17 protein-coding genes are annotated in these 21,094 nt (G+C 60.7%); 7 read left to right on the top strand and 10 right to left on the bottom strand.

The window, feature by feature from the left end; all coding sequences use genetic code 11:
* Nucleotides 1-3 precede the first annotated feature (3 nt).
* Nucleotides 4-267: a hypothetical protein gene (locus HMPREF2760_RS01565; protein WP_070524133.1), complete on the bottom strand. Its 264-nt coding sequence runs from the start codon at nt 265-267 to the stop codon at nt 4-6.
* Nucleotides 268-297: 30 nt separating this feature from the next.
* A complete protein-coding gene (locus HMPREF2760_RS01560) occupies nt 298-1,707 on the bottom strand; it encodes an aldehyde dehydrogenase family protein (RefSeq protein WP_070596461.1) in 1,410 nt (469 codons plus the stop codon).
* Nucleotides 1,708-1,858: 151 nt separating this feature from the next.
* Here HMPREF2760_RS01560 and HMPREF2760_RS01555 point away from each other — a divergent pair, with 151 nt between their 5' ends.
* Nucleotides 1,859-2,782: an AraC-like ligand-binding domain-containing protein gene (locus HMPREF2760_RS01555; protein ID WP_070596460.1), complete on the top strand. Its 924-nt coding sequence runs from the start codon at nt 1,859-1,861 to the stop codon at nt 2,780-2,782.
* Nucleotides 2,783-2,869: 87 nt separating this feature from the next.
* On the opposite strand, the gene HMPREF2760_RS01550 is transcribed toward HMPREF2760_RS01555, so the two are convergent.
* The 8 genes from HMPREF2760_RS01550 to HMPREF2760_RS01515 form a co-directional block, all read right to left on the bottom strand.
* Nucleotides 2,870-4,390 (bottom strand): GMC family oxidoreductase, encoded by a 1,521-nt coding sequence (locus HMPREF2760_RS01550; RefSeq protein WP_070563721.1) that lies wholly within the window; start codon nt 4,388-4,390, stop codon nt 2,870-2,872.
* Nucleotides 4,391-4,587: 197 nt separating this feature from the next.
* Nucleotides 4,588-6,075: an NAD-dependent succinate-semialdehyde dehydrogenase gene (locus HMPREF2760_RS01545; protein WP_070521819.1), complete on the bottom strand. Its 1,488-nt coding sequence runs from the start codon at nt 6,073-6,075 to the stop codon at nt 4,588-4,590.
* A 9-nt stretch (nt 6,076-6,084) separates the two neighbouring features.
* Nucleotides 6,085-6,870, bottom strand: a complete 786-nt coding sequence (locus HMPREF2760_RS01540; RefSeq protein WP_070596459.1) for an HpcH/HpaI aldolase family protein — start codon at nt 6,868-6,870, stop codon at nt 6,085-6,087.
* A complete protein-coding gene (gene hpaH / locus HMPREF2760_RS01535) occupies nt 6,855-7,640 on the bottom strand; it encodes a 2-oxo-hept-4-ene-1,7-dioate hydratase (protein WP_070563612.1) in 786 nt (261 codons plus the stop codon). Before hpaH ends, HMPREF2760_RS01540 begins: the two co-directional genes overlap by 16 nt.
* A 160-nt stretch (nt 7,641-7,800) precedes the next feature.
* Nucleotides 7,801-8,877, bottom strand: a complete 1,077-nt coding sequence (gene hpaD / locus HMPREF2760_RS01530) for a 3,4-dihydroxyphenylacetate 2,3-dioxygenase (RefSeq protein WP_070563615.1) — start codon at nt 8,875-8,877, stop codon at nt 7,801-7,803.
* A gap of 47 nt (nt 8,878-8,924) precedes the next feature.
* Nucleotides 8,925-10,439 (bottom strand): 5-carboxymethyl-2-hydroxymuconate semialdehyde dehydrogenase, encoded by a 1,515-nt coding sequence (gene hpaE / locus HMPREF2760_RS01525; RefSeq protein WP_070533651.1) that lies wholly within the window; start codon nt 10,437-10,439, stop codon nt 8,925-8,927.
* A 16-nt stretch (nt 10,440-10,455) separates the two neighbouring features.
* Nucleotides 10,456-11,118: a GntR family transcriptional regulator gene (locus HMPREF2760_RS01520; RefSeq protein WP_070596458.1), complete on the bottom strand. Its 663-nt coding sequence runs from the start codon at nt 11,116-11,118 to the stop codon at nt 10,456-10,458.
* Entirely contained in the window at nt 11,115-12,590 is a 1,476-nt protein-coding gene (locus HMPREF2760_RS01515; protein WP_070596457.1) for a fumarylacetoacetate hydrolase family protein, read from the bottom strand. The genes HMPREF2760_RS01520 and HMPREF2760_RS01515 overlap by 4 nt, the downstream gene beginning before the upstream one ends.
* A 124-nt stretch (nt 12,591-12,714) precedes the next feature.
* Here HMPREF2760_RS01515 and HMPREF2760_RS01510 point away from each other — a divergent pair, with 124 nt between their 5' ends.
* The 6 genes from HMPREF2760_RS01510 (at nt 12,715) to trpCF (ending at nt 21,086) form a co-directional block, all read left to right on the top strand.
* Nucleotides 12,715-14,079 (top strand): MFS transporter, encoded by a 1,365-nt coding sequence (locus HMPREF2760_RS01510; protein ID WP_070596454.1) that lies wholly within the window; start codon nt 12,715-12,717, stop codon nt 14,077-14,079.
* Between the two features lie 222 nt (nt 14,080-14,301).
* On the top strand, nt 14,302-16,152 hold the full coding sequence (locus tag HMPREF2760_RS01505; RefSeq protein ID WP_070596452.1) for an FAD-binding monooxygenase: 1,851 nt from the start codon (nt 14,302-14,304) through the stop codon (nt 16,150-16,152).
* Between the two features lie 396 nt (nt 16,153-16,548).
* Entirely contained in the window at nt 16,549-18,048 is a 1,500-nt protein-coding gene (locus HMPREF2760_RS01500) for an anthranilate synthase component 1 (RefSeq protein WP_070596450.1), read from the top strand.
* On the top strand, nt 18,045-18,689 hold the full coding sequence (locus HMPREF2760_RS01495; protein ID WP_070596448.1) for an anthranilate synthase component II: 645 nt from the start codon (nt 18,045-18,047) through the stop codon (nt 18,687-18,689). The genes HMPREF2760_RS01500 and HMPREF2760_RS01495 overlap by 4 nt, the downstream gene beginning before the upstream one ends.
* Complete coding sequence (gene trpD, locus HMPREF2760_RS01490; protein WP_070596446.1) at nt 18,689-19,726, top strand: anthranilate phosphoribosyltransferase; 1,038 nt, start codon at nt 18,689-18,691, stop codon at nt 19,724-19,726. The genes HMPREF2760_RS01495 and trpD overlap by 1 nt, the downstream gene beginning before the upstream one ends.
* Entirely contained in the window at nt 19,704-21,086 is a 1,383-nt protein-coding gene (gene trpCF, locus HMPREF2760_RS01485) for a bifunctional indole-3-glycerol-phosphate synthase TrpC/phosphoribosylanthranilate isomerase TrpF (protein ID WP_070596444.1), read from the top strand. Before trpD ends, trpCF begins: the two co-directional genes overlap by 23 nt.
* Nucleotides 21,087-21,094 lie beyond the last annotated feature (8 nt).

The raw sequence follows: 21,094 nt of genomic DNA, 5'->3' as shown, positions 1-21,094 counted from the left end.
AGGCTATGCCGCTTTGTGCTCGGAGGAGAGGGCTTCAAGCCGCTGCGCAAAGAGAGCCGCAGCGGCGCGGATGGCTTCAATGTCGGTTGAATCAACACCACTGACTATGTCCTCTACCAGCCAATTCTGACGAATCCACCATTGTGATTCAACATCGTTGCCTGCTTCAGCGGCCCGAGTGAGGTAGGCAGCTTTCAGCGAGGACGCAACCTCCTTCATGGCGTCGAAGGCTGCGTACTCGATCTCCGGAACTTTGGCGGTGCTCATGGCGCTAAGAATAGCAGCGCCATGGCGGTTTTAGCCGTTGATGATCTGCGGGTAGGCCAGGCCCTTGAGGCCCTCGGTACCGAACTCCACACCGTAGCCGGAGGACTTGATGCCGCCGAACGGCACGCGCGGATCCACAGCACCGTGGCTGTTGATCCAGGTGGTGCCAGCCTCCAGCTGCGCAGCGACGTCCAGAGCGCGCTCACGGTTGGAGGACCACACGGAGGAGCCCAAGCCCACGTCAAGCTTGTTGGCCTGCTCGATGGCCCAATCCAGGTCTGTGTACTTCACAATCGGCAGGGCAGGCCCGAACTGCTCCTCGACGACCAGCGGGTTATCCGGGTCGATGTCCGCCACCAGGGTGGTGGGGTAGAAGTAGCCCGGCGCGTCATAGTCCGGGTCGCCGCCCAGCAGTACGCGGGCGCCGGAATCCTTGGCGGCGTTGACGAGCTTGTCCACGATGTCGAACTGCTGCTTGTTCTGCAGCGGGCCGAGCACGTTCTCTTCCTCGAGGCCCACGCCCATCGGGGAGGCCTTGGCTACCTCGACGAGGGCCTCGCAGACGGCGTCGTACAGCGACTCCGGCACGTACACGCGCTTCATCGCCGCACAGGTCTGGCCGGTGTTGATGAATGCACCCCAGAAGAGATCGCCGGCAATCTCCTTCGGGTCGGCGTCATCGAGCACGATACCGGCGTCATTGCCGCCGAGCTCCAGCGTGAGGCGGGTGAGATTATCGGCGCTGGCCTCCACGATCTTCTTGCCGGTGGCGGTGGAACCGGTAAACATGATCTTGTCGACGCCCTCGTGGGTGGTCAGTGCCGCGCCAACCTCACCGGCACCGCTGACGACCTGGAGCACACCCTCCGGCAGCACGGAGTTGACTACCTTAAGCAGACCCAGCACCGAGAGCGGGGTGTACTCGGAGGGCTTGACGACGACCGCGTTACCCATACGCAGTGCCGGCGCAATCTGCCAGATGGTGATCATCATCGGCCAGTTCCACGGGCCGATAGCACCGACGACGCCGAGCGGGCGGTAGTTGACGGTGGCGGTGATGTCATCATCGACGGCGGTGTAGTTGGGGTGTTCGAAAGAGGCGGTAGCATTCAGCCAACCAGAGCAGGCACCGACCTCGAAGCGGGCGTTCGGGCCGTTGAGCGGCTTGCCCTGCTCACGGGAGAGCAGCTCCACGAGTACCTCTGCATGGGCATCGATGGCGGCGGCTGCCTTGGTGAGCAGTTCGCAACGCTCAGCGTCGCTAAGCTTGGCAAAGTCCTTCTGCGCTGCGCGTGCGGTCTCAACTGCAGCGTTGAGGTCCTCAACGGTGTTCTCTGGGGCGCGGCCAACAACCTCACCGGTGGCGGGATTGAGGATTTCGCGGCCGTTTTCATCCGTGATGGCGTCGAGCAGATCAGCGTAGGTGGCGAACTGAGTCATGAGATCTCCTTGTGAAGCAGTCGAGAGCCCCGCGAGCAAGGCCCAAAGAAACTTTTACCTAGGATGTTACCTGCACCACATTGAATCAATTGACTCTGAGTGCACACAATTTGTCCAAAAATGTGCCAGTTCTCACGATATGATGCCACTTATGTCTACTTCCGCCGTTGAGCACTTCGATATCGCGTCATGGCGCACGGCGTCATCCGAGTCTTTTGGCCAACTCGACGTGGATACCGAAGACCCCTCGTCCTTTCACGCCACGCTGCGCTCAACGAAAGTGGGGGACATATCCCTCTTCGATATGTGTACCTCCCCGCACACCGTGAATCGCTCCAAGATAGCCGCCAACGAGGCCCCCTTTTGTAAGCTCAGCCTGCAAATCACCGGATCCTCAACCATGAGCCAAGACGGGCGAACCTGTGCGCTGCACCCAGGGGACTTGGCTCTGTATGTGACCCAGCGGCCCTACACTCTGCACTATCCGGAAGAGCAAAACACCCTCATCGTGCACTTCCCACAGAGCTTCCTCAACATTTCACCAGCACAGATTCAGCGCCTCACCGCCAACCCCATCTCACGCTCACATGGCCTGGGTGCAGTGGCGGTTCCCCTCTTTGAGCAGCTGGCCAAGAACCTCGACCTTCTCAAGGGCCCACACGCCACAGCCTTGGTCCGCTCCGCTCTCACCATGTTGGTTTCGGTCCTCGCCTCCGATGTGGCCGATGAACCCTCAGCGGGCACACTGTTGTTCAACCAGGCAACCGCCTACATCGAGAAGCACCTGGGCGACCCGGACCTAGGCCCCAGCACCATCGCCCAAGCACTCTTCGTGTCGGTGCGCCACCTCCACGCCAAGTTCTCCGAACAAGGCCTCTCGGTCGGCAGCTACATCAGAACCAGGCGCCTCGAGCACATCCGCCGCGAACTCGTGGACCCGCGGCACTCCGAAGAATCAATCAGCCACATCAGCGCCCGCTATGGCCTGCACGATCCCTCGCACCTCTCGCGCATCTTCAAGGCGGAGTACCACGAATCACCGAGTGCGTATCGTTCATACAATCAGGCGCAGTAACTTTTCCCATTTAAATTGGCCTTCATTAATGCAGCTACACTGCTATTTGCACCGAAGGCAATGCCCACATGTAGCCGCAAAGAGCCCTCACCCTAATAAGTATGTCGCGGCCTTTTCAGCGATCATGATAGAGGGCGCATTAGTGTTTCCCGTCGGCACGAGTGGCATTACAGAAGCATCGGCGATTCGGATCCCCTCAAGCCCATAGACCTTAAGAGTGCGCGGATCAACTACAGCCATCGAGTCAATTCCCATCTTGCAAGTTCCAACTTGGTGGTGATACGTGATAGCGGTGCTGCGAACATAGTCCTCAAGATCCTCGTCGGCTACATCTGGACCTGGGTAGACTTCCTCGGGCCCCCACTCGGCCAATGCCTGCTGGCGGCCAACTTCGCGGCACTGCTTTACGGAAGCTACCAATGCATCGACGTCTGCCTGCACCGACAAAGCGCCGAAATCAATAGCAATGGGATCCGAGGGATTTGGCCCCGTCAGGGTCAACTCACCGCGACTGGCAGGCCTAACAATGCCACCCATTAGCGTAAATCCATTATCTGGCCCCTCCATGCCTTCGTTGTACATGGGGATTGAGAAATATAGCGGCTGAGTATCAGGGACGGCAGCCTCAGGACGCGACTTTGAAAACACGTGTACCTCGGCTGGCAGAACTTCCGGGACGGGTACTTCCTTCTTCGTCGTAGTGAAGATAACAGGGGAGAGTAAGTGATCATGGAGATTCTTGCCTACGCCAGGAAGATCATGAGTCGAGGTAATCCCCAACGCCTCGAGTTCTTCTGCCGGCCCAATACCGGAACGCAGGAGGATTTCCGGCGAATTCAACGCACCCGCACAAAGAATCGTCTCATCAGCACGAAGCTCCTGAAGTTCACCAGCAACTTCGACATTAACGCCAAGGATGGCACCACTTTCAACGAGCAGTCCGTGGACGTGCGCGCTTGTGATAATGGTGAGATTGGGTGCATCCTCGACTGGTTTCAGGTACGCGTGCCAAGTGTTGAAGCGGTTTCCGTTGCGAACATTTGCCTGAATCTTGCCCACGCCTTCCACGTCACCGGAGTTGTAATCCTCGTTAAGTGGAATACCCGCTTCCTGAGCTGCTTGGAAAAGGTCATTTTGAAGCGGGTGACGAGTGTAATTCTCCATTACATCAAGCAATCCCTCGCTTCCACGGACCTCCGAAGCGCCACCATCGTAGTTTTCAATCGATTTGAAAACGGGCAGCACGTCCTCCCAGGACCAGCCGTCATTGCCTAAATAGGCCCATGTGTCGTAGTCCTGCTTAGCGCCACGGACCCAAATGGTGGCATTGAGCGCATGCGAGCCGCCCATTACCTTTCCGCGGGGAATGTGCAGGCTCCGGCCAGCTGCCCACGATTGAGGAACCGTACGATAGTTCCAGTCTTGAGGTGAACCCCAAAGGAGTCCCAAGGTGTGCACCTTCTCAATGTCGGGATTGACGTCATAATCGCCAGCTTCAAGAACTACGACATTCTTTCCCGCGTCAACAAGCCGACGGGCAATAACGCACCCGGCTGACCCAGCTCCTACAACGATGTAATCAAAGCTCTTGGTTTTTTCTTGAGACAAATTCAAACCTCCCTGGGTGCAGACGACTCCGCGTGAGCCGATGACTTGGAATATATTCTGCGACACATCAACAGGGCTTGAGTGATAGCGCACACACTTTGGCTAAATGTGCAGAATGCATACCAAGAAGAGATTGAAGAAAAAGAAAGCCGCCCCGTAGGGCGGCCTTCATCAGTATCGCGAAGCTATTGCACTAGTTATGCATTCGCATAAGGGTTAGGCATGGCAATGTACTGCAGCGACGTGTACTCTTCGATGCCCTCGGCACCGCCCTCGCGGCCCATGCCGGACTGCTTGACGCCACCGAACGGGGCGGCGGCGTTGGAGATGACGCCAGCGTTGAAGCCCATGAGGCCGAACTCGAGGCCGTCGCCAACGCGCCACATACGGTTGGAATCCTCGGTGAACACGTAGGAGGCCAGGCCGTACTCCGTGTCATTCGCAAGCGCGATGGCTTCCTTCTCATCGGAGAAGGTCAGAATCGGAGCGATCGGTCCGAAGATCTCCTCCTGGGCAACGCGGGCATCACGGGAGACGTTCGTGAGAACAGTAGGGGAGTAGAAGTAGCCCTTGCCCTCGCCCGGCTTGCCACCGATGAGGACCTTGGCACCCTTGGCCACGGCGTCGTCGACAAGCGCGGTGATGTTATCCAGTGCCTTCTTCTCCACAAGCGGACCGCAGGTAACGCCCTCATCAAGGCCATTGCCCACCTTGAGCTCACCGATGCGCTTGGCGAACTTCTCCGCAAACTCATCAGCGACGGACTCGTGAACGATGAAACGGTTAGCCGCGGTGCAGGCCTCACCGATGTTGCGCATCTTGGCGCCCATTGCACCCTCAACGGCCTGGTCGATGTCAGCGTCCTCAAAGACGATGAACGGAGCGTTGCCGCCCAGCTCCATCGAGGTGCGCAGGACGTTGTCAGCGGCTGCCTTGAGCAGGGTCTTGCCCACCGGGGTAGAGCCGGTGAAGGAAATCTTGCGCAGGCGGGAATCCGCCATGATCGGCTCAGAAATGGCAGAGGCCGACTTACCGGAGACCACGTTCACCACGCCTGCCGGAACGCCGGCATCAATCATGGTCTGTGCGAAGTACTGGGTGGTCAGCGGCGTCAGCTTGGCCGGCTTCACCACCATGGTGCAACCAGCGGCGATGGCCGGGGCAATCTTGCGAGTAGCCATAGCCAGCGGGAAGTTCCACGGGGTAATAAGCAGGCACGGACCCACGGGCTTGCGGCGGGTAATCATGCGCAGGGTGCCCTCCGGCGCCGGCAAGGTGCGGCCGTAGTTGCGTACGGCTTCCTCACTAAACCAGCGCAGGTACTCAGCGCCGTAGGTGACCTCACCATAGGACTCCGCCAGCGGCTTGCCCATCTCAAGGGTCATCAGCGCAGCGAACTCATCCTTGCGCTCCTGCACCAGGTCAAAGGCGCGGCGCAGCAGGTCGGAACGTTCACGCGTAGACGTGCGTGCCCACTCATCCTGCACGGCGCAGGCGGCATCCATAGCCTTCTTCGCGTCCTCAGAAGTAGCGGACGCAAGGGTGGCAATAACCTCACCGGTTGCCGGGTTTTCTACATCGAAGGTGGAGCCATCGGAGGCGTCCACCCACTCACCGTTAATCAGCAAGCCGGTCGGAACCTTGGCCAGCAGCTCGTCAATATTGACCTTGTTGTTTTCACTCATGGTTCTTTTTTACCCTCCCAAATAGAATTTGTCTGCCAGTTGGCGCGCCGCACCTGAAAGAAGCTGAACATCAGCCCCAACCAGGGCAAATGATGCTCCAGATTCTAAATATTTCTGGGCCTGCTCAAGGTTGAAAGCGTTGACGCCTACCTTCTTTCCGGAAGCGCGGACTGCTTCAAATGTGTGATTGACCGCCTCGAGTACATCCGGATGGGTCTGCTGGCCCAGAAGCCCCATCGAGGCCGCTAGGTCCGAGGGCCCGACGAAGATGTTGTCCACGCCTTCGACGGCCACGATGTCTTCCACGTTCTCCACTGCGGTCGCAGACTCGATCTGCACCGTGAGGCTCACCGTGTCCGAAGCGTTGGTGAGGTAGTCCTCCACGCCGTTCCACCGCGAGGAGCGGGCCAGAGCCGAGCCGACTCCGCGTACACCGCGGGGCGGGTAGTGCATAGCCGCGACTGCCGCCTCAGCTTCCTCGGCCGTATCAATCATGGGCACCATGAGGTTTTGTGCGCCCAGGTCCAGGTACTGCTTGATCAGCGCCGTGTTGTTCACCGGCACGCGAACCACGCGCGTCAGGCCATAGGCATCGGTGGCGCGCAGCAAGGAGAGGATGGTTTCGAGGCCATAGGGCGAGTGCTCGCCGTCGATCAGCGTCCAGCTAAAGCCAGCTGAGGCGATGATCTCTGCCGCGGCCTCCGAGCCAGAACAAATCCATGCGCCAACGAGTGGCTGCTCGGCCTTCTCGAGGACGTCCGCGAAGGTGGGCGGCAACTTTACTGGAATCGGCATGTGATGGACCCCAACTTTCCGTAGTCTGCGTGGACGGTATCGCCCGGTTCGACCCACATGGGCTTGGTGAAGGAACCGGCCAGGATGATGTCGCCGGCGGCCAGGCTATCGCCGTGCGCGTGGAGCTTATTGGCAAGCCATGCCACACCCATGGCCGGGTGGTTCAGCACAGCCGCGGCCACGCCCGTATCTTCGATGGACTCGTTGCGATAGAGCAGCGCGGACACCCAGCGCAGGTCGACGTCCGCGGGATCCACCGGGTTGCCGCCGTAGATCATGGCGCCGAGGGCTGCGTTATCCGAAATCGTGTCGACGATCGTGCGGCCCTCCATCTCGATGCGGGAGGAGAGGATCTCCAGCGCCGGGATGACGTACTCCGTCGCGCGCAGCACGTCGAAAATGCTGCAATTCGGCCCCTTCAGCTCTTCCTTGAGCACGAAGGCCAGTTCGACCTCGATGCGAACATTGGAGAACTGTGCGTGCTCGATGGTGGAGCCGTTCTCGTAGACTTGGTCCTCAAAAATCGCGCCGTAATCGGGTTCGGTGATTCCCGTGGCCTCCTGCATGACCTTTGAGGTCAGGCCAATTTTGCGGCCCACGAGGCGGCGCCCACTTTCCTCACCGCGGCGTACCCATTCGCGTTGCACCGCATAGGAATCCTCGATGCTCATCTCCGGGAAACGGGCAGTCAGCAGCGGGACCATCGTGCGGTCCTTTTCGGCTTGCGCCAGTTCATCTGCGATAGCGATGTGCTGTTTCTCATCCAGCATGTACTTCGCTCCTTAAGGTGTTGTAGAACGTGTTTGTTCTGTTTAACAGGTTTGTTGAACCTGAAGGTTTCACGTGAAACGACAACGCGGCCCCGCGATATGTGCGCTTGCTTCTCGACGCCACGGGGCCACGTTCATCAACCTGAGTACTTAGGTCGTTTTAGAGCTGGTGTCCCAGCTTGTACTCGCCTTGCTTCCACTCCGGCATCTCCTCCGCATCTTCCTTGCGGGTGTAGGAGAAGCCATCCGCGCCAATGGTGGCCTCCAGCTCGGACTCATCCTCACGGGCAACCAGCGGCACCGGGTTTCCATCTAGGTCGAGGACCGTGGAGCCATCGCGGTACCAAGAAGGAACAACCGGGGTTCCCCACCAGTCGCGGCGCTGGTTATCGTGAACATCCCAGGTCACGACCGGGTTATCCGGGTCGCCGGTGTAGTAGTCCTGGGTGTAGATCTCTACGCGGTGGCCGTCCGGGTCGCGCAGGTACAGGTAGTACGCGTTGGAGACACCGTGGCGACCCGGGCCGCGCTCAATGCGGTCGGACTCGCGCAGCGCACCCAACTTGTCACAAATCGCGATGATGTTGTGCTTCTCATGGGTAGCAAATGCGATGTGGTGCATACGCGGGCCATCGCCACCGGTCATGGCGGTGTCATGCACCGTCGGCTTACGGCGCATCCATGCAGCGTAGACAGTTCCCTCCTCATCGCGGATGTCCTCGGTGGTGCGGAAGCCAAGCTCCTCCATGTACTTCACAGCGGAAGGAACGTCCGGGGTGATCTGGTTGAAGTGGTCGAGACGAACCAGCGCGCCAGGGATGTGGGCGTCGTATGCCCAGGCAAGACGCTCGACGTGCTCTACCTCGTAGAAGAACTCGTACGGGAAGCCCAGCGGATCCTGGACGCGGACGGAATCGCCGATGCCCTTGACAAAGCCATCCTTGTTGCGGCGCACCTCGCAACCGCGCGCCTTGTAGAACTCCTCCGCAAGGTCCAGGTCTTCCGGGGAACGGACGCGGAAGGAGAAGGCAGCGACGGCAGCGACGGGGCCCTGACGCAGCACGAGGTTGTGGTGGATGAACTCCTCGAAAGTGCGGAGGTAGATTTCGTTCTCGTTCTCCTCGGTCACGACGAGACCGAGGGTGTCAACGTAGAACTTACGGGAGGCAGCGAGATCGGTAACGATGATCTCCATGTAGGCACAACGCAGAATGTCGGGGGCCTGAATGTCAGCCATGATGGCTCCTTAGTTAGTTAGTGGTGGGGGAGTAGAGAGTGGACGGCTTAGTCCTGCTTGCCAAAGACCGGGTTGTGTACCTTGTCCAGGTTGATGTGAACGGCCTGCTGGTCGGTGTAGAAGTCGATCGAGCGGTAGCCGCCCTCGTGGCCCAGGCCGGAGGCCTTGACGCCGCCGAACGGGGTGCGCAGGTCACGGACGTTATTGGAGTTGAGCCACACCATGCCGGCCTCAACGTTCTGAGCGAAGTTGTGGGCGCGCTTCAGATCCGAGGTCCACACATAGGCGGCAAGGCCGTACTTCGTGTTGTTGGCCAGCTCGAGGGCTTCTTCGTCGGTATCAAACGGGGTGATGGCCACGACGGGGCCGAAGATCTCTTCCTGGAAGATGCGGGCGTCCGGCTTGACGTCAACGAAGACGGTCGGCTGAACAAAGTTGCCTTCCTCGAAGCCCTCCGGGCGCTCGCCGCCGGCGGCCAGCGTGGCCTCCTGCTTGCCGATCTCGATGTAGGAGGTGACCTTCTCGTAGTGCTCCGGGTGGACCAGAGCGCCGACCTCGGTGGTGGGGTCGGAAGGCAGGCCCACCTTCACGCGCTTGGCCTGTGCGGTGTAGCGTTCCACGAACTCGTCGTAGATATCGCGCTGAACCAGGATGCGGGAGCCGGCGGTGCAACGCTCACCGTTGAGGGAGAAGACGCCGAAGATGCAGGCATCGATCGCGGTCTCCAAGTCGGCATCGCTGAAGACGATGGCGGGGGACTTGCCGCCCAGCTCCATCGACAGACCCTTGAGGTGAGGGGCCGCATTACCAAAGATGATCTGGCCAGTGCGGGACTCGCCGGTGAAGGAAATCAGCGGAACATCCGGGTGCTTGACCAGCGGGTCACCGGCATAGCCTTCCTCACCGAAACCGTTGACCAGGTTGAAGACGCCCTTCGGCAGGCCGGCCTCCTCAAAGATTCCTGCCCACAGCTGTGCGGAAAGCGGAGTGAACTCGGCCGGCTTGAGGACGACGGAGTTACCGGTGGCGATAGCCGGTGCCAGCTTCCAAGACTCCAGCATGAACGGGGTGTTCCACGGGGTGATCAAGCCCGCCACGCCAATCGGCTTGCGGTTGACGTAGTTGATCTGGCGGCCCGGCACCTTGTAGGCGTCGTCAGCCTGCGCCACGATCAGGTCTGCGAAGAAGCGGAAGTTCTCCGCTGCACGCTTGGCCTGACCGTTGGCCTGGGTGATGGGCAGGCCGGAGTCGAAGGATTCCCACGCGGCAAGCTTGTCCGCGCGGGTTTCGACGATGTCCGCAATCTTGTTCAAGACGCGGGCGCGCTCGCGCGGCAGGGCCTTGGACCACGGGCCGTTCTCGAAAGCATCCTTAGCGGCGGCCACCGCCTTCTCAATGTCTTCCGGCTTGCCGGAAGCAGCCTTGATGTAGGGCTTGTTCGTGACCGGATCCAAGACCTCGAATTCATCACCGTCTACCGACGGGACGAACTCGCCGTTGATGTAGTGAAGAATCTTCTCGGGGAGATCGGTGGGCTTAGCTGCATCGTTGTTCGTAGCCATGGGTGGTTTACACTCCTTAATCGTTTTTCTTGCGATAGGTGCTGAGGGTGGTCAGTCTGTGTTGCCTGGCCACCTTTTCTATGTAGGTGGGTTCCGCGCCAGCCTCGATGAGGCTGAGCAATTGCTCGTGTTCTCGTGTGGACTCTTGGGCTCTCTCGGGCACGTACCGAAAGGTGGAGACGCGGTGGTATTCCAATTGCTTCCATTGGTCCACCACCAAGTTCTTTAGCCTCTCGTTCGGACACTTGGAAAAGAGAACGCTATGGAATTCTTTGTTGAGCTGGGTAAATACCTCTGGATCGTGGTGGATATCAAGCTCCCGCATGCGCTGGTTAATCTCCCGCGCCTTGGCAATATCCTCTGGGCCAAGATGCGGGGCGGATTGCGCCGTGGCGTTGGCCTCCACGGTGGCCACGATGTCCATGGATTCGTAATAGGCCTCGCGGTTATACGTGGTAACGCTGGCACCGACGTTGCGCTCGTATGTGACCATTCCTTCCGCCTCAAGCTGGCGAATGGCTTCGCGGACAGGGACCACGCTGATTCCCAAGTCTTCCGCGATTGCTGCCAGCACGAGGCGGTAGCCGGGTTCATACTCGCGAGTACGAATCTTTTCACTTATCCAGTTATAGGCTTTTTGGGACTTGCTCTCCCCAGCTGGTGCTGCGGGTTCCGTCATTGACCACCCGCCTTTCCATCACGGAACGCGATGTAGGCTTCCTTGTTCGCTCCGGTCGGCGGGAAGAGGCCATCCAAGCTGGCTCCCGTCTCCACCTGGGAAGCAACCCATTCATCCTCGTGCTCCTTGGCCAGAGCGGCCTCGGCAACCTCGGCTGCGATGTCGCGGGGAATCACCACGACGCCGTCATCGTCGCCGACGATGACGTCCCCGGGAAGGACGGTGGCGTTACCGCAGGAGACGGCGATGTCGCTATCCCACGGAACGTGTTTGCGTCCGAGAACGCAGGGGTGCGCGCCCTGGGTGAAGACGGGAAGGCCAATCTCCTTGACGGCCTCGTAGTCACGCACGCCGCCATCGGTCACAACACCAGCAGCACCGCGCACCTTAGCGCGCAGCGCCAGAATGTCACCGAGCGTTCCGGAACCGGATTCCTGGCGGGCCTCGATGACGATGACCTCGCCCTCCTTGACCGTGTCGAAGACCTTCTTCTGCTCGTTGAGGCCACCCCCGTGGGACTTGAACAGATCCTCACGGCCGGCCACGAAGCGCAAGGTGCGGGCGACGCCCACCATCTTGGTTCCCTTGGCTTGCGGGTACACGCCTTCGATCACGGATTGGTTGATTCCGCGCTTGCGCAGCTGAGCAGACAAGCCGGCGGTGGGGGCCTTCTCCAGAGCAGCCTTAAGCTCCGGGTCGAGGCCGCCCTCATCCTTGGGGGGAAGGCCAGCAGATTCGCGGTCACCGTAGGCATCCTCGCGCTGCTTATCGTCCACGTAGGGCAGATTGCCCAGCTGCGGATCGAAGGAGGCGGGGACTTCCTTCACGGTGGTCTTCAGCTTGCCGGAGCTCACGCCTCCTGGAACGTCGACCTCAACCTCCACGACGTCACCAGGCTCGATGACGGAAGAACCAGCAGGGGTGCCGGTGAGGATGATGTCACCAGTCTCCAGTGTCATGTGCTGGGAAAGGTCGGCAACAAACTGGGCGAGAGGGAAGATGAGGTCTTCATCGGACGAGGTTCCCTCCTGAACAACCTCACCATTGACCCACGTGCGCAGGCGAAGGCCCTTGGGGTCGATCCCCTGGGCGTCGATAAGCTCCGGCCCAATGGGGGTGTACCCATCGCGCGACTTGGAACGGGTATTGGAGCCCTTGTCCTGAACCTTGTAGTCATACAGGCCAATGTCGTTCGAGGCGGTCACGTAGGCAACGTGCTTCCACGCATCCTCGAGGGATACGTTGCGGGCCGGAGTGCCGATGATAAGTGCGATTTCGCCTTCGAAGGCCAACAGTTCGGTTCCTTCGGGGCGCTCGACTACCCCGTCCGACTCAGCCAGCGTGCTCGTCGCCTTGAGGAAGTAACTCGGGGTCTTGGGCCAGCGACCGCGCTGTGCCGCGCGGGACTCAAAGGCCACATGGACAGCGATCATTTTGCCCGGTTTAACCGGCAAGAACTCAGGTACAGCCATGAAGAATCCTTAATTGTGAACAAATCCTTGCCCAGATCGTATATTATCCTTGGCACCACCGCAAGTGGTTCAACTCACACGCTTTTCCGTATATGGCACACCCCATGCCGAAAGGAATCTCACTATGTCGCACGCAACTGTCACGCCGACAATTTCGACGGCCGAACGCCGCCGCGTCGTCGCCGCGACGACCATCGGTACCGCCATCGAGTGGTACGACTACTTCCTCTATGCAGCAGTGGCCGGACTCGTGTTCAACCACCTCATGTTCGGTCCGCTCGAAGGCGGCCTGGCCACCATCATCTCCTTCCTGACCGTTGGCTTGTCCTTCCTGTTCCGCCCGGTCGGCGCCTTCCTGGCCGGGCACTTTGCCGACCGCTTCGGACGCCGCGTGGTCCTCATGGTCACGCTCATCGCCATGGGCGGCGCAACCACCCTGATTGGCGTTCTGCCAACCTATGAAACCGCCGGCATCTGGGCGCCGATTCTCCTCATCACCTTGCGCATCATCCAGGGCATCTCTGCTGGTGGCGAATGGGGCTCCGCGGTGCTCATGGCAGTGGAACACGCCCCGACTGACAAGCGCGGCCTCTACGGCGCAGGCCCCCAGATCGGCGTGCCCGCCGGCCTGCTGCTCTCCTCCGGCGTGCTGTCCATCATGAACACCATCGCGCCTGGCGACGCCTTCATGGACTGGGGCTGGCGCGTTCCCTTCCTCCTCTCCTTCGTCCTCGTCTTGGTGGGCTACCTCATCCGCATGGGCGTCGACGAGTCCCCGGTGTTCGCGGAGATCGCGGAACGCGAAGAGGAAGAAGCCACCAACCCCATTGGCACGCTGTTTAAGAAGTTCACCCCGCTCGTCCTGGTCGCCGCGCTCGTCTTCGCAGGCAACGGCACCGTCGGATACATGACTACGGGCGGCTACATCCAGCGCTACGCCACCGACCCGGAGGGCCCCGTCGCACTCGACCGCGGTGATGTCCTCAACGCCGTGACCGTGTCTGCCTTCTCGTGGGCCTTGACCACTTTGTTCGCCGGTTTCATCTCGGACTACATCGGCCGCCGAAATACCTACCTCCTGGGATTCATCTTGCAGGGCATCGGCGCTGCCGCCCTCTTCCCACTGGTCAATACCGGAAGCCTCGGGCTTCTCTACGGCGCACTCCTCTTCCTCACCGTGGGCCTGGGCCTGACCTACGGCGCGCAATCCGCGATGTACGCAGAACTATTCCCCGCCTCGATTCGCGCCACGGGTGTGTCCATCACCTATGCCCTCGGCTCGGTCCTGGGCGGCGCCTTCGCCCCCATGATTGCCGCTTCGCTCGTCGAGGCAACTGGTACCACTTTTGCGGTGTCGGGCTACCTCGTATCTGCTTCGATCGTCGGCTTCATCTGCACCTTCATCCTGCGTGAGCGCAAGGGAATCGCGCTCGGCGCGGAACACGAGGCCGAGCAATCCCGAGGACACTTCATCTTCAGCCCGCGCTAGACGACGCCCCTCCACATGAGCCCTCACGATTTAACAAGGGCCATTGTGCGAGGCGGGCATATCATATATGATTCCCTTCTAAGACCCAGCTCACATCTCAGAGACGCCTTGAACTGAGTCACCACCCTCAAGAGCAAAGCTCACATGGCAGTAGGGGAGTGGCCGCTACCCCCACCACCCCTTCGTTCTCGTTCATTACAACCGCTGACTAAGGAGTCCACAGTGCAGTTCCACCACAATGGCTACGTTTCGGAAGACCCCCGCGTGCACGAGCCCGCCGGGTACGGCGTCGATCGCGCTTCTGAACTTCCAGATGAAATAGACGTTCTCATTGTGGGCTCCGGGCCCGCAGGCATGATCGCCGCGGCACAGCTCGCGATGTTTCCCAGCGTCAATACGCGCATCATTGAGCGTCGCCCGCATCGCCTCGAGCTCGGCCAGGCCGACGGCATCCAGTCCCGTTCCGTAGAGACCTTCCAGGCCTTTGGCTTTGCTAAGGAAATCACGGAAGAGGCCTATGAAATCACGGAGATGGCCTTCTGGAACCCGGATCCGAATGATCGCTCCAAAATTGTCCGCGGTGCCTGCCCTGTTGATGATGAACAAGGAATCTCCGAATTCCCACACCTCATTGTCAACCAGGCCCGTGTGTTGGATTACTTCGCCCGCTATGCACACCGCGCGCCCGGCCGCATCACCCCGGACTATGGCTGGAATTTTGTCTCCCTAGAGGTAGGGGAGGGCGAATACCCGGTGACGGTGCACCTCGAGGATGTCGACGGCAACCCGCGCGACGTTCGCGCTAAGTACGTCGTCGGTTGCGATGGCGCTAAGTCACGCGTCCGCAAGTCCATCGGCCGCTCGCTCAAGGGCGACCAGGCTAACCACGCGTGGGGTGTCATGGACGTTGTCGTTGACACCGATTTCCCGGACTGGCGCACCAAGTGCGCCATCCACTCCCAGGCCGGTTCTATCCTCCACATCCCGCGCGAGGGCGGCTACCTCTGCCGCGTGTACGTCGATCTCGGCGTGGTGCCAGAGGATGACAACCACAAGGTCCGCAACACGCCGATTGAGAAGATCATCGAGAAGGCGAACGAGATTTACGCCCCCTATTTCGTCGACGTCAAGATGGTGGCGTGGCATTCCGTCTACGAGGTGGGCCACCGCCTTGTCGACGCCTTCGACGATAACGACGACGACCCACGCGTCTTCCTCACCGGCGACGCCTGCCATACCCACTCGGCAAAGGCGGGACAGGGCATGAACGTCTCCATGCAGGATGGCTTCAACATTGGATGGAAGCTCGGCCACGTCCTCGACGGCCGCGCGCCGAAGGAGCTTCTCAGCACGTACCACGGTGAGCGCCAGCCGGCCGCCCAGAACCTCATCAACTTCGACCGCGAGTGGTCGACCCTCATGGCCACCCCGACAGAGGAGCTCGATGATCCGGAGGCAGTGGAGAAGTACTACGTTGCCGCGGAGGAGTTCGCCGCCGGCATGATGACGCAATACGAGGAAAACCTTATCGTCGGCACTACCCAGCACCAAGACCTTGCTACCGGCTTCCCGGTGGGCAAGCGCTTCAAGTCCTTTGAGGTCCTGCGCCGCTGCGACGCCTACCCTCAGCACCTGGGCCACCAGCACACCGCGGATGGCCGCTACCGCATCTACGCCTTTGCCGATGCCCCCAAGGCCGGCGAGGACTCCACGCTGAGCCAGTGGGCCAAGAAGGTCGGGCCCATCCTGGCCAAGTTCACCCCCGAAGGGGCTGACGAGAATACCTACTTCGATGTGAAGGCCATCTACCAGCAGACGAACCACCACGACTACGAGATTCTCGACGCCCCTCTTCTCTTCCGCCCCCGCAACGGCAAGTTCAATGTTCCGAATTGGGAGAACGTCTTCAACGCACTCCCCGGGGACAAGGACATCTTTGAAGGCCGCGGCATTTCCCGTGACGGAGCCGTCGTCATCGTTCGCCCGGACCAGTACGTCGGCGCCGTCCTCCCACTCGATGATCCATCAGCGGTCGAGGACTACTTCTCCTCCGCGCTCATCAAGCTCAAGTAGTCCCTCATTCACGTTCAACTCTCGCTGCACTCCTTAGGGCCCGGCATAGCGCTGGGCCCTTTTGCCGCCTTACCGAAACCGCCCTCATGGACACAGGGAGGTCAGGACCGCCAAGTACAGCACCTAGGTTTCACGTGAAACACTCACGCATCGGTCCCTTCAGCCCGCCCCTTCTCTCACCACGGGGGTACCCGCCGGTGCATTATCTGTACGGCGGAAGGTATCGGTGTTAGAGTCAGTGATATGAAGAACACAGTTAACCTTTGGTGGTGGCGCGCGTAACCCGCGGGCCTCGTTGTTCTCCCATATTTAAGGCCCGCAGCTGCGGGCTTTTCGGCGTTTTGCTCTCTTGCGAAGCTCGCGGCAGCACACAAAACCGTTAAAGAAAGACAGAATATGCCGTACACAGCCACACGCGAGGTCAGGTACACATCCGACGCCAGCGCACTCTTTTATGCCCTCGCCACCCCACAGAACTCCCTGCTCTTAGAGTCCGCGGACATCGAGTCCAAGAAAAACCTCACGTGCATCGCCATCACCAAGGCCGCACTCAAGGTGGTGTGCCGGGGCCAGGAGGCCACCGCCACCGCGTTGACACCATCGGGTCACCTTCTTATCGACGAACTCCGCGCGGACTTCCAATCACGGATCATCCACAGCTCAGAAGGCAGCGTCACCTTCCGCTTCGCTCTCCCCACCGAGCACGACGAGCGCGCCCGCCTCCGCGCCACCTCCACCGCCGATATTCTGCGCACGTTGCAGTTCAGCCAGCTCTACTCCGGCGATTCCCTCCCGTTCCTTGGTGGCGGATTCGCCTTCGACTACGTCGCGACGTTCGAAGAACTGCCACCGGTACCGGACGGCCCAAACGCGTATCCGGATTATGAGTTTCTCGTCGGCGAGCATGTCCTCACGGTGGACCACCTCACCAAGAGAGCAAAGATTGAGGGGTGGGGCGTCGACAAGCGCGCGCTCGAAGGGGAGCTCGACCGTGCCGCTGCCACCGAGCCCGTCACCCCAGAATCCCCGGCACCGCGCGAGACCATCAGCGCACGCGCCAGCATCGATGACGCTGCTTTCCGCCGCCACGTCGAGCGCCTCCAGGGCAACGTCCATGCCGGCGATATCTATCAGGTCGTTCCTTCCCGCGCCTTCAGCCTCGACTGCCCCGATGCCTTCGCTGCCTACCGCACGCTGCGCGAGACCAACCCCTCGCCGTACATGTTCTACCTGCGCGGGGAGGAACACGAGCTTTTTGGTGCATCCCCTGAGTCCAACCTGAAGTACACGGCCTCTGACCGAAAGGTTCAGCTCTACCCGGTTGCCGGCACTCGGCCGCGCGGTGCCACTCACGAGCTGGATATCCGCAATGAACTGGAGATGCGCACCGACTCCAAAGAAGTCTCGGAGCACATCATGCTCGTGGACTTAGCCCGCAACGACCTCGCCCGCGTCGCCGTTCCCGGCACCCGAAGGGTCGCCGACCTGCTCCAGGTGGACCGCTACTCGCGCGTCATGCACCTGGTTTCCAGGGTCGTCGCCACGCTGCACGAGGATTTCGACGCCCTCGACGCCTACCGAGCCTGCATGAATATGGGCACGCTCACCGGCGCTCCGAAGCTGCGCGCCATGGAGCTCATCCGCGAAACCGAAGGTACTCGCCGCGGCTCCTTCGGCGGAGCAATCGGCTACCTGCGCGGTGATGGCTCGATGGATAACTGCATCGTCATCCGTTCCGCCTACGTCAAGGATGGCACGGCCGTCGTCCAGGCCGGCGCGGGCGTCGTGCGCGATTCCGTCCCCCAATCCGAGGCCGATGAAACGGTACATAAAGCCTACGCGGTGCTCAGCGCCATCGCCCAGGCACACAACGCATCTCTGGAGGTCATCCGATGAATCCGCACGTCGTCCTCATCGATAACCACGATTCCTTCGTCTACAACCTCGTCGACGCCCTCGCCGGCTATAACACCACCGTCTTCCGCAACATCGTGCCCGTGGAGGAGGTCCTCGCCGCCCAGCCCGATATCATCATCCTCTCGCCCGGCCCGGGTCATCCCCGCGACGCCGGATCGATGATGCAGCTTATCGACGCCACCCTCGGCCGCATCCCCATGCTCGGTATCTGCCTGGGCTTCCAGGCGCTCCTTGATCACTTCGGCGGCACCGTCGAGCCCTGCGGCCCAGTCCACGGTTCTTCCGTACCCATGACGCTGACCGACGCCGGCGCCAGCCACCCTCTCTTTCAGGGTCTCACCACCGATTCCGAGCCCGATAACCCGAACTATGTTGGGCGCCTCGTCCCCGTTGCGCGTTACCACTCCTTAGGTTGCGCGAACGTTCCCGCCCAGATGCGCAGTCTCGCCGAGACCGAGACCGCCATTGGTCCCGTCACCATGGCCGCAGAAACACTCGACGGCATGGCTCTCGGCCTCCAGTTCCACCCAGAATCACTCCTCACGCCGACGGGACCAATCATGATCGAGCGGTGTATTAATCAACTTTCTATTCACCCCACCATTGAAGGATCCAAGTAATGACTGACAATAAGGCACTGACGACATTGCAAGCCTTCCTCGACATCCAAGAGCCGACCTTGGAGCAAGCCATCGAGGTCTTCACCCCACTGACGGTAGGGGAGTATGACGATATCCATATCGCCGCTCTCCTGACCCACATCCGCACCCGCGGAGAGACCTTCGCTGATGTCGCCGGCGCGGCACGCGCTTTCATCAAGGCCGGCCGGCCTTTCCCTGTCACTGGCAAGGGGCTCATGGACACCGCGGGAACCGGTGGTGACGGCGCCAACACCATCAACGTCACCACCGGTGCATCGCTGGTCGCCTCCGCCGGCGGGGTCAAGATGGTCAAGCACGGCAACCGCTCTGTCTCCTCCAAGTCTGGCTCAGCCGACGTCCTGGAAGCCCTCGGCATCCCGCTTGATCTCGATCCCGAGCGCGCAGTCCGCCAGCTCGAGGCATCCAATTTCACCTTCCTCTTTGCGCCGGCCTACAACCCTGCCGTTGCCCACGTGCAACCGGTGCGCAAGGGCCTCGGCGTCTCCACTCTCTTCAACACCATGGGCCCGCTCCTGAGCCCCGGCCGCCCGGAGTTCCAAATCATGGGCATAGCCAACCCCGAGCAAGGCCAGCTCATCGCTGAGGTCTTCAAGGACCTCGGCCGCACCCGCGCGCTCGTGGTCCACGGTGCTGGCACCGATGAGATTGCCGTTCACGGCACCACCCAGGTCTGGGAGCTTCGCGACGGCACCATTAGCCACTACGAGCTCACCCCCGAAGACCTCGGCATTTCCCGCCACGAGTTGACCGACCTTGCCGGCGGCAACGGGGAAGAAAACGCGAAGGCCCTCCGGGCGGTCTTCGCCGGTACGGGCAAGCCGGCCCATCACGACGCGATCGTCGCCACCGCCGGTGCGATGTTCTATCTCAATGGCACGACCGACTCCATCCAAGAGGGCGTCGCGCACGCCAACCAACTCATCCAGGACGGCACCGTGGCCGCATGGCTGAAGAAGCACGAGGAGGCGAACTATGGCTCTGCCGACCGTGCTTGAGGGGATCGTCGCCAAGCGCCGCACGCATCTACCAGCCATCCGTGAGCGCCTCGCCCACGTGGACCTCACGGCTCTCCCGCGCTCCGAGCGTTCCTTCTACGACGCGCTCAACGGGACCAACCGTTTCATCATGGAATGCAAGTCCGCGTCCCCGTCACTCGGCCTCATCCGTGAGCATTATGAACCGGGAGCCATCGCCCGCGTATATTCGCGCTATGCCTCAGCCATCTCTGTTCTCTGCGAACCGGACCGTTTCGGTGGTGACTATGACCATTTGCAGACCGTGGCGCTGTCCACGCACCTGCCGGTCTTGTGCAAAGACTTCATTATCGATCCGATCCAGGTGTATGCCGCGCGTTACTTTGGCGCCGACGCCATACTGCTCATGATGTCCATCGTCGACGATGAAACCTATGCAGAGCTCAAACATTTGGCAGATTCCCTTGGGCTCGACGTTCTCACCGAGGCGATCACTGAGGACGAAGTCGAGCGCGCCACTGCCTTTGGCGTGGACGTCATTGGCATTAACAACCGCAACCTCCACGACCTCAGCATCGATCTCACCCGGTCCGAGCGCCTGTCTCGCTTTGTGCCCTCCGGCAAAGTTGTGGTTTCGGAATCCGGCATCCGCAACAATCAGACTGTGCGCCGCCTTGGGTCTCATGCCAACGCATTCCTTGTCGGCTCCCAACTCACGGGTACGCCTGATATCGATCGTGCTGCACGCGAGCTTGTCTATGGCCACAATAAGGTCTGCGGACTTACGGCGTGGTCTGCAGCTCAGGCCGCCCGCGCCGCCGGCGCAGTCTACGGCGGGCTTATCTTCGAAGAGGCATCGCCGCGCAATGTTTCACGTGAAACCGCGCTCGACATCATCGCCCACGAACCCGATCTCAGCTACGTCGCGGTCTCTCGCCGCACCACTGGCTGGGAGGAGCTCGCTTTCGACGGCATCTCCGCCCTGCAGATCCACGCCCCTTACCAGGGAAGCACATCCGCCGAACTTCAACTCATAGAGTCTGTCCGCGCGGTAGCGGGGGAGCGGCAGGTATGGCGCGCCATCGATATGACAGCGCCGCACGGCCCGGAGCTCGCCACTGCGCTTGCCGACGCCTCCGACATGCTCATCCTCGACTCTGGCGCCGGCGGTACGGGTAACTCCTTCGATTGGTCAACAATTCCCGACAACGTCAAAGAAAAGGCACTTCTCGCGGGTGGCCTTAAACCCGACAACCTTCACGATGCGCTAGGCGTTGGCACAGCCGGACTGGACATCAACTCCGGCGTGGAAGTTAACGGCAGGAAGGACACCGCCCTCATCGCTACGGCCTTCAACACCATTCGTCACTTTACGTATTAACCCTTAAC

The sequence above is a fragment of the Corynebacterium sp. HMSC065D07 genome (assembly GCF_001810695.1).
Taxonomy (GTDB): domain Bacteria; phylum Actinomycetota; class Actinomycetes; order Mycobacteriales; family Mycobacteriaceae; genus Corynebacterium; species Corynebacterium hesseae.
This window is presented reverse-complemented; position numbering and strand designations above follow the sequence as displayed.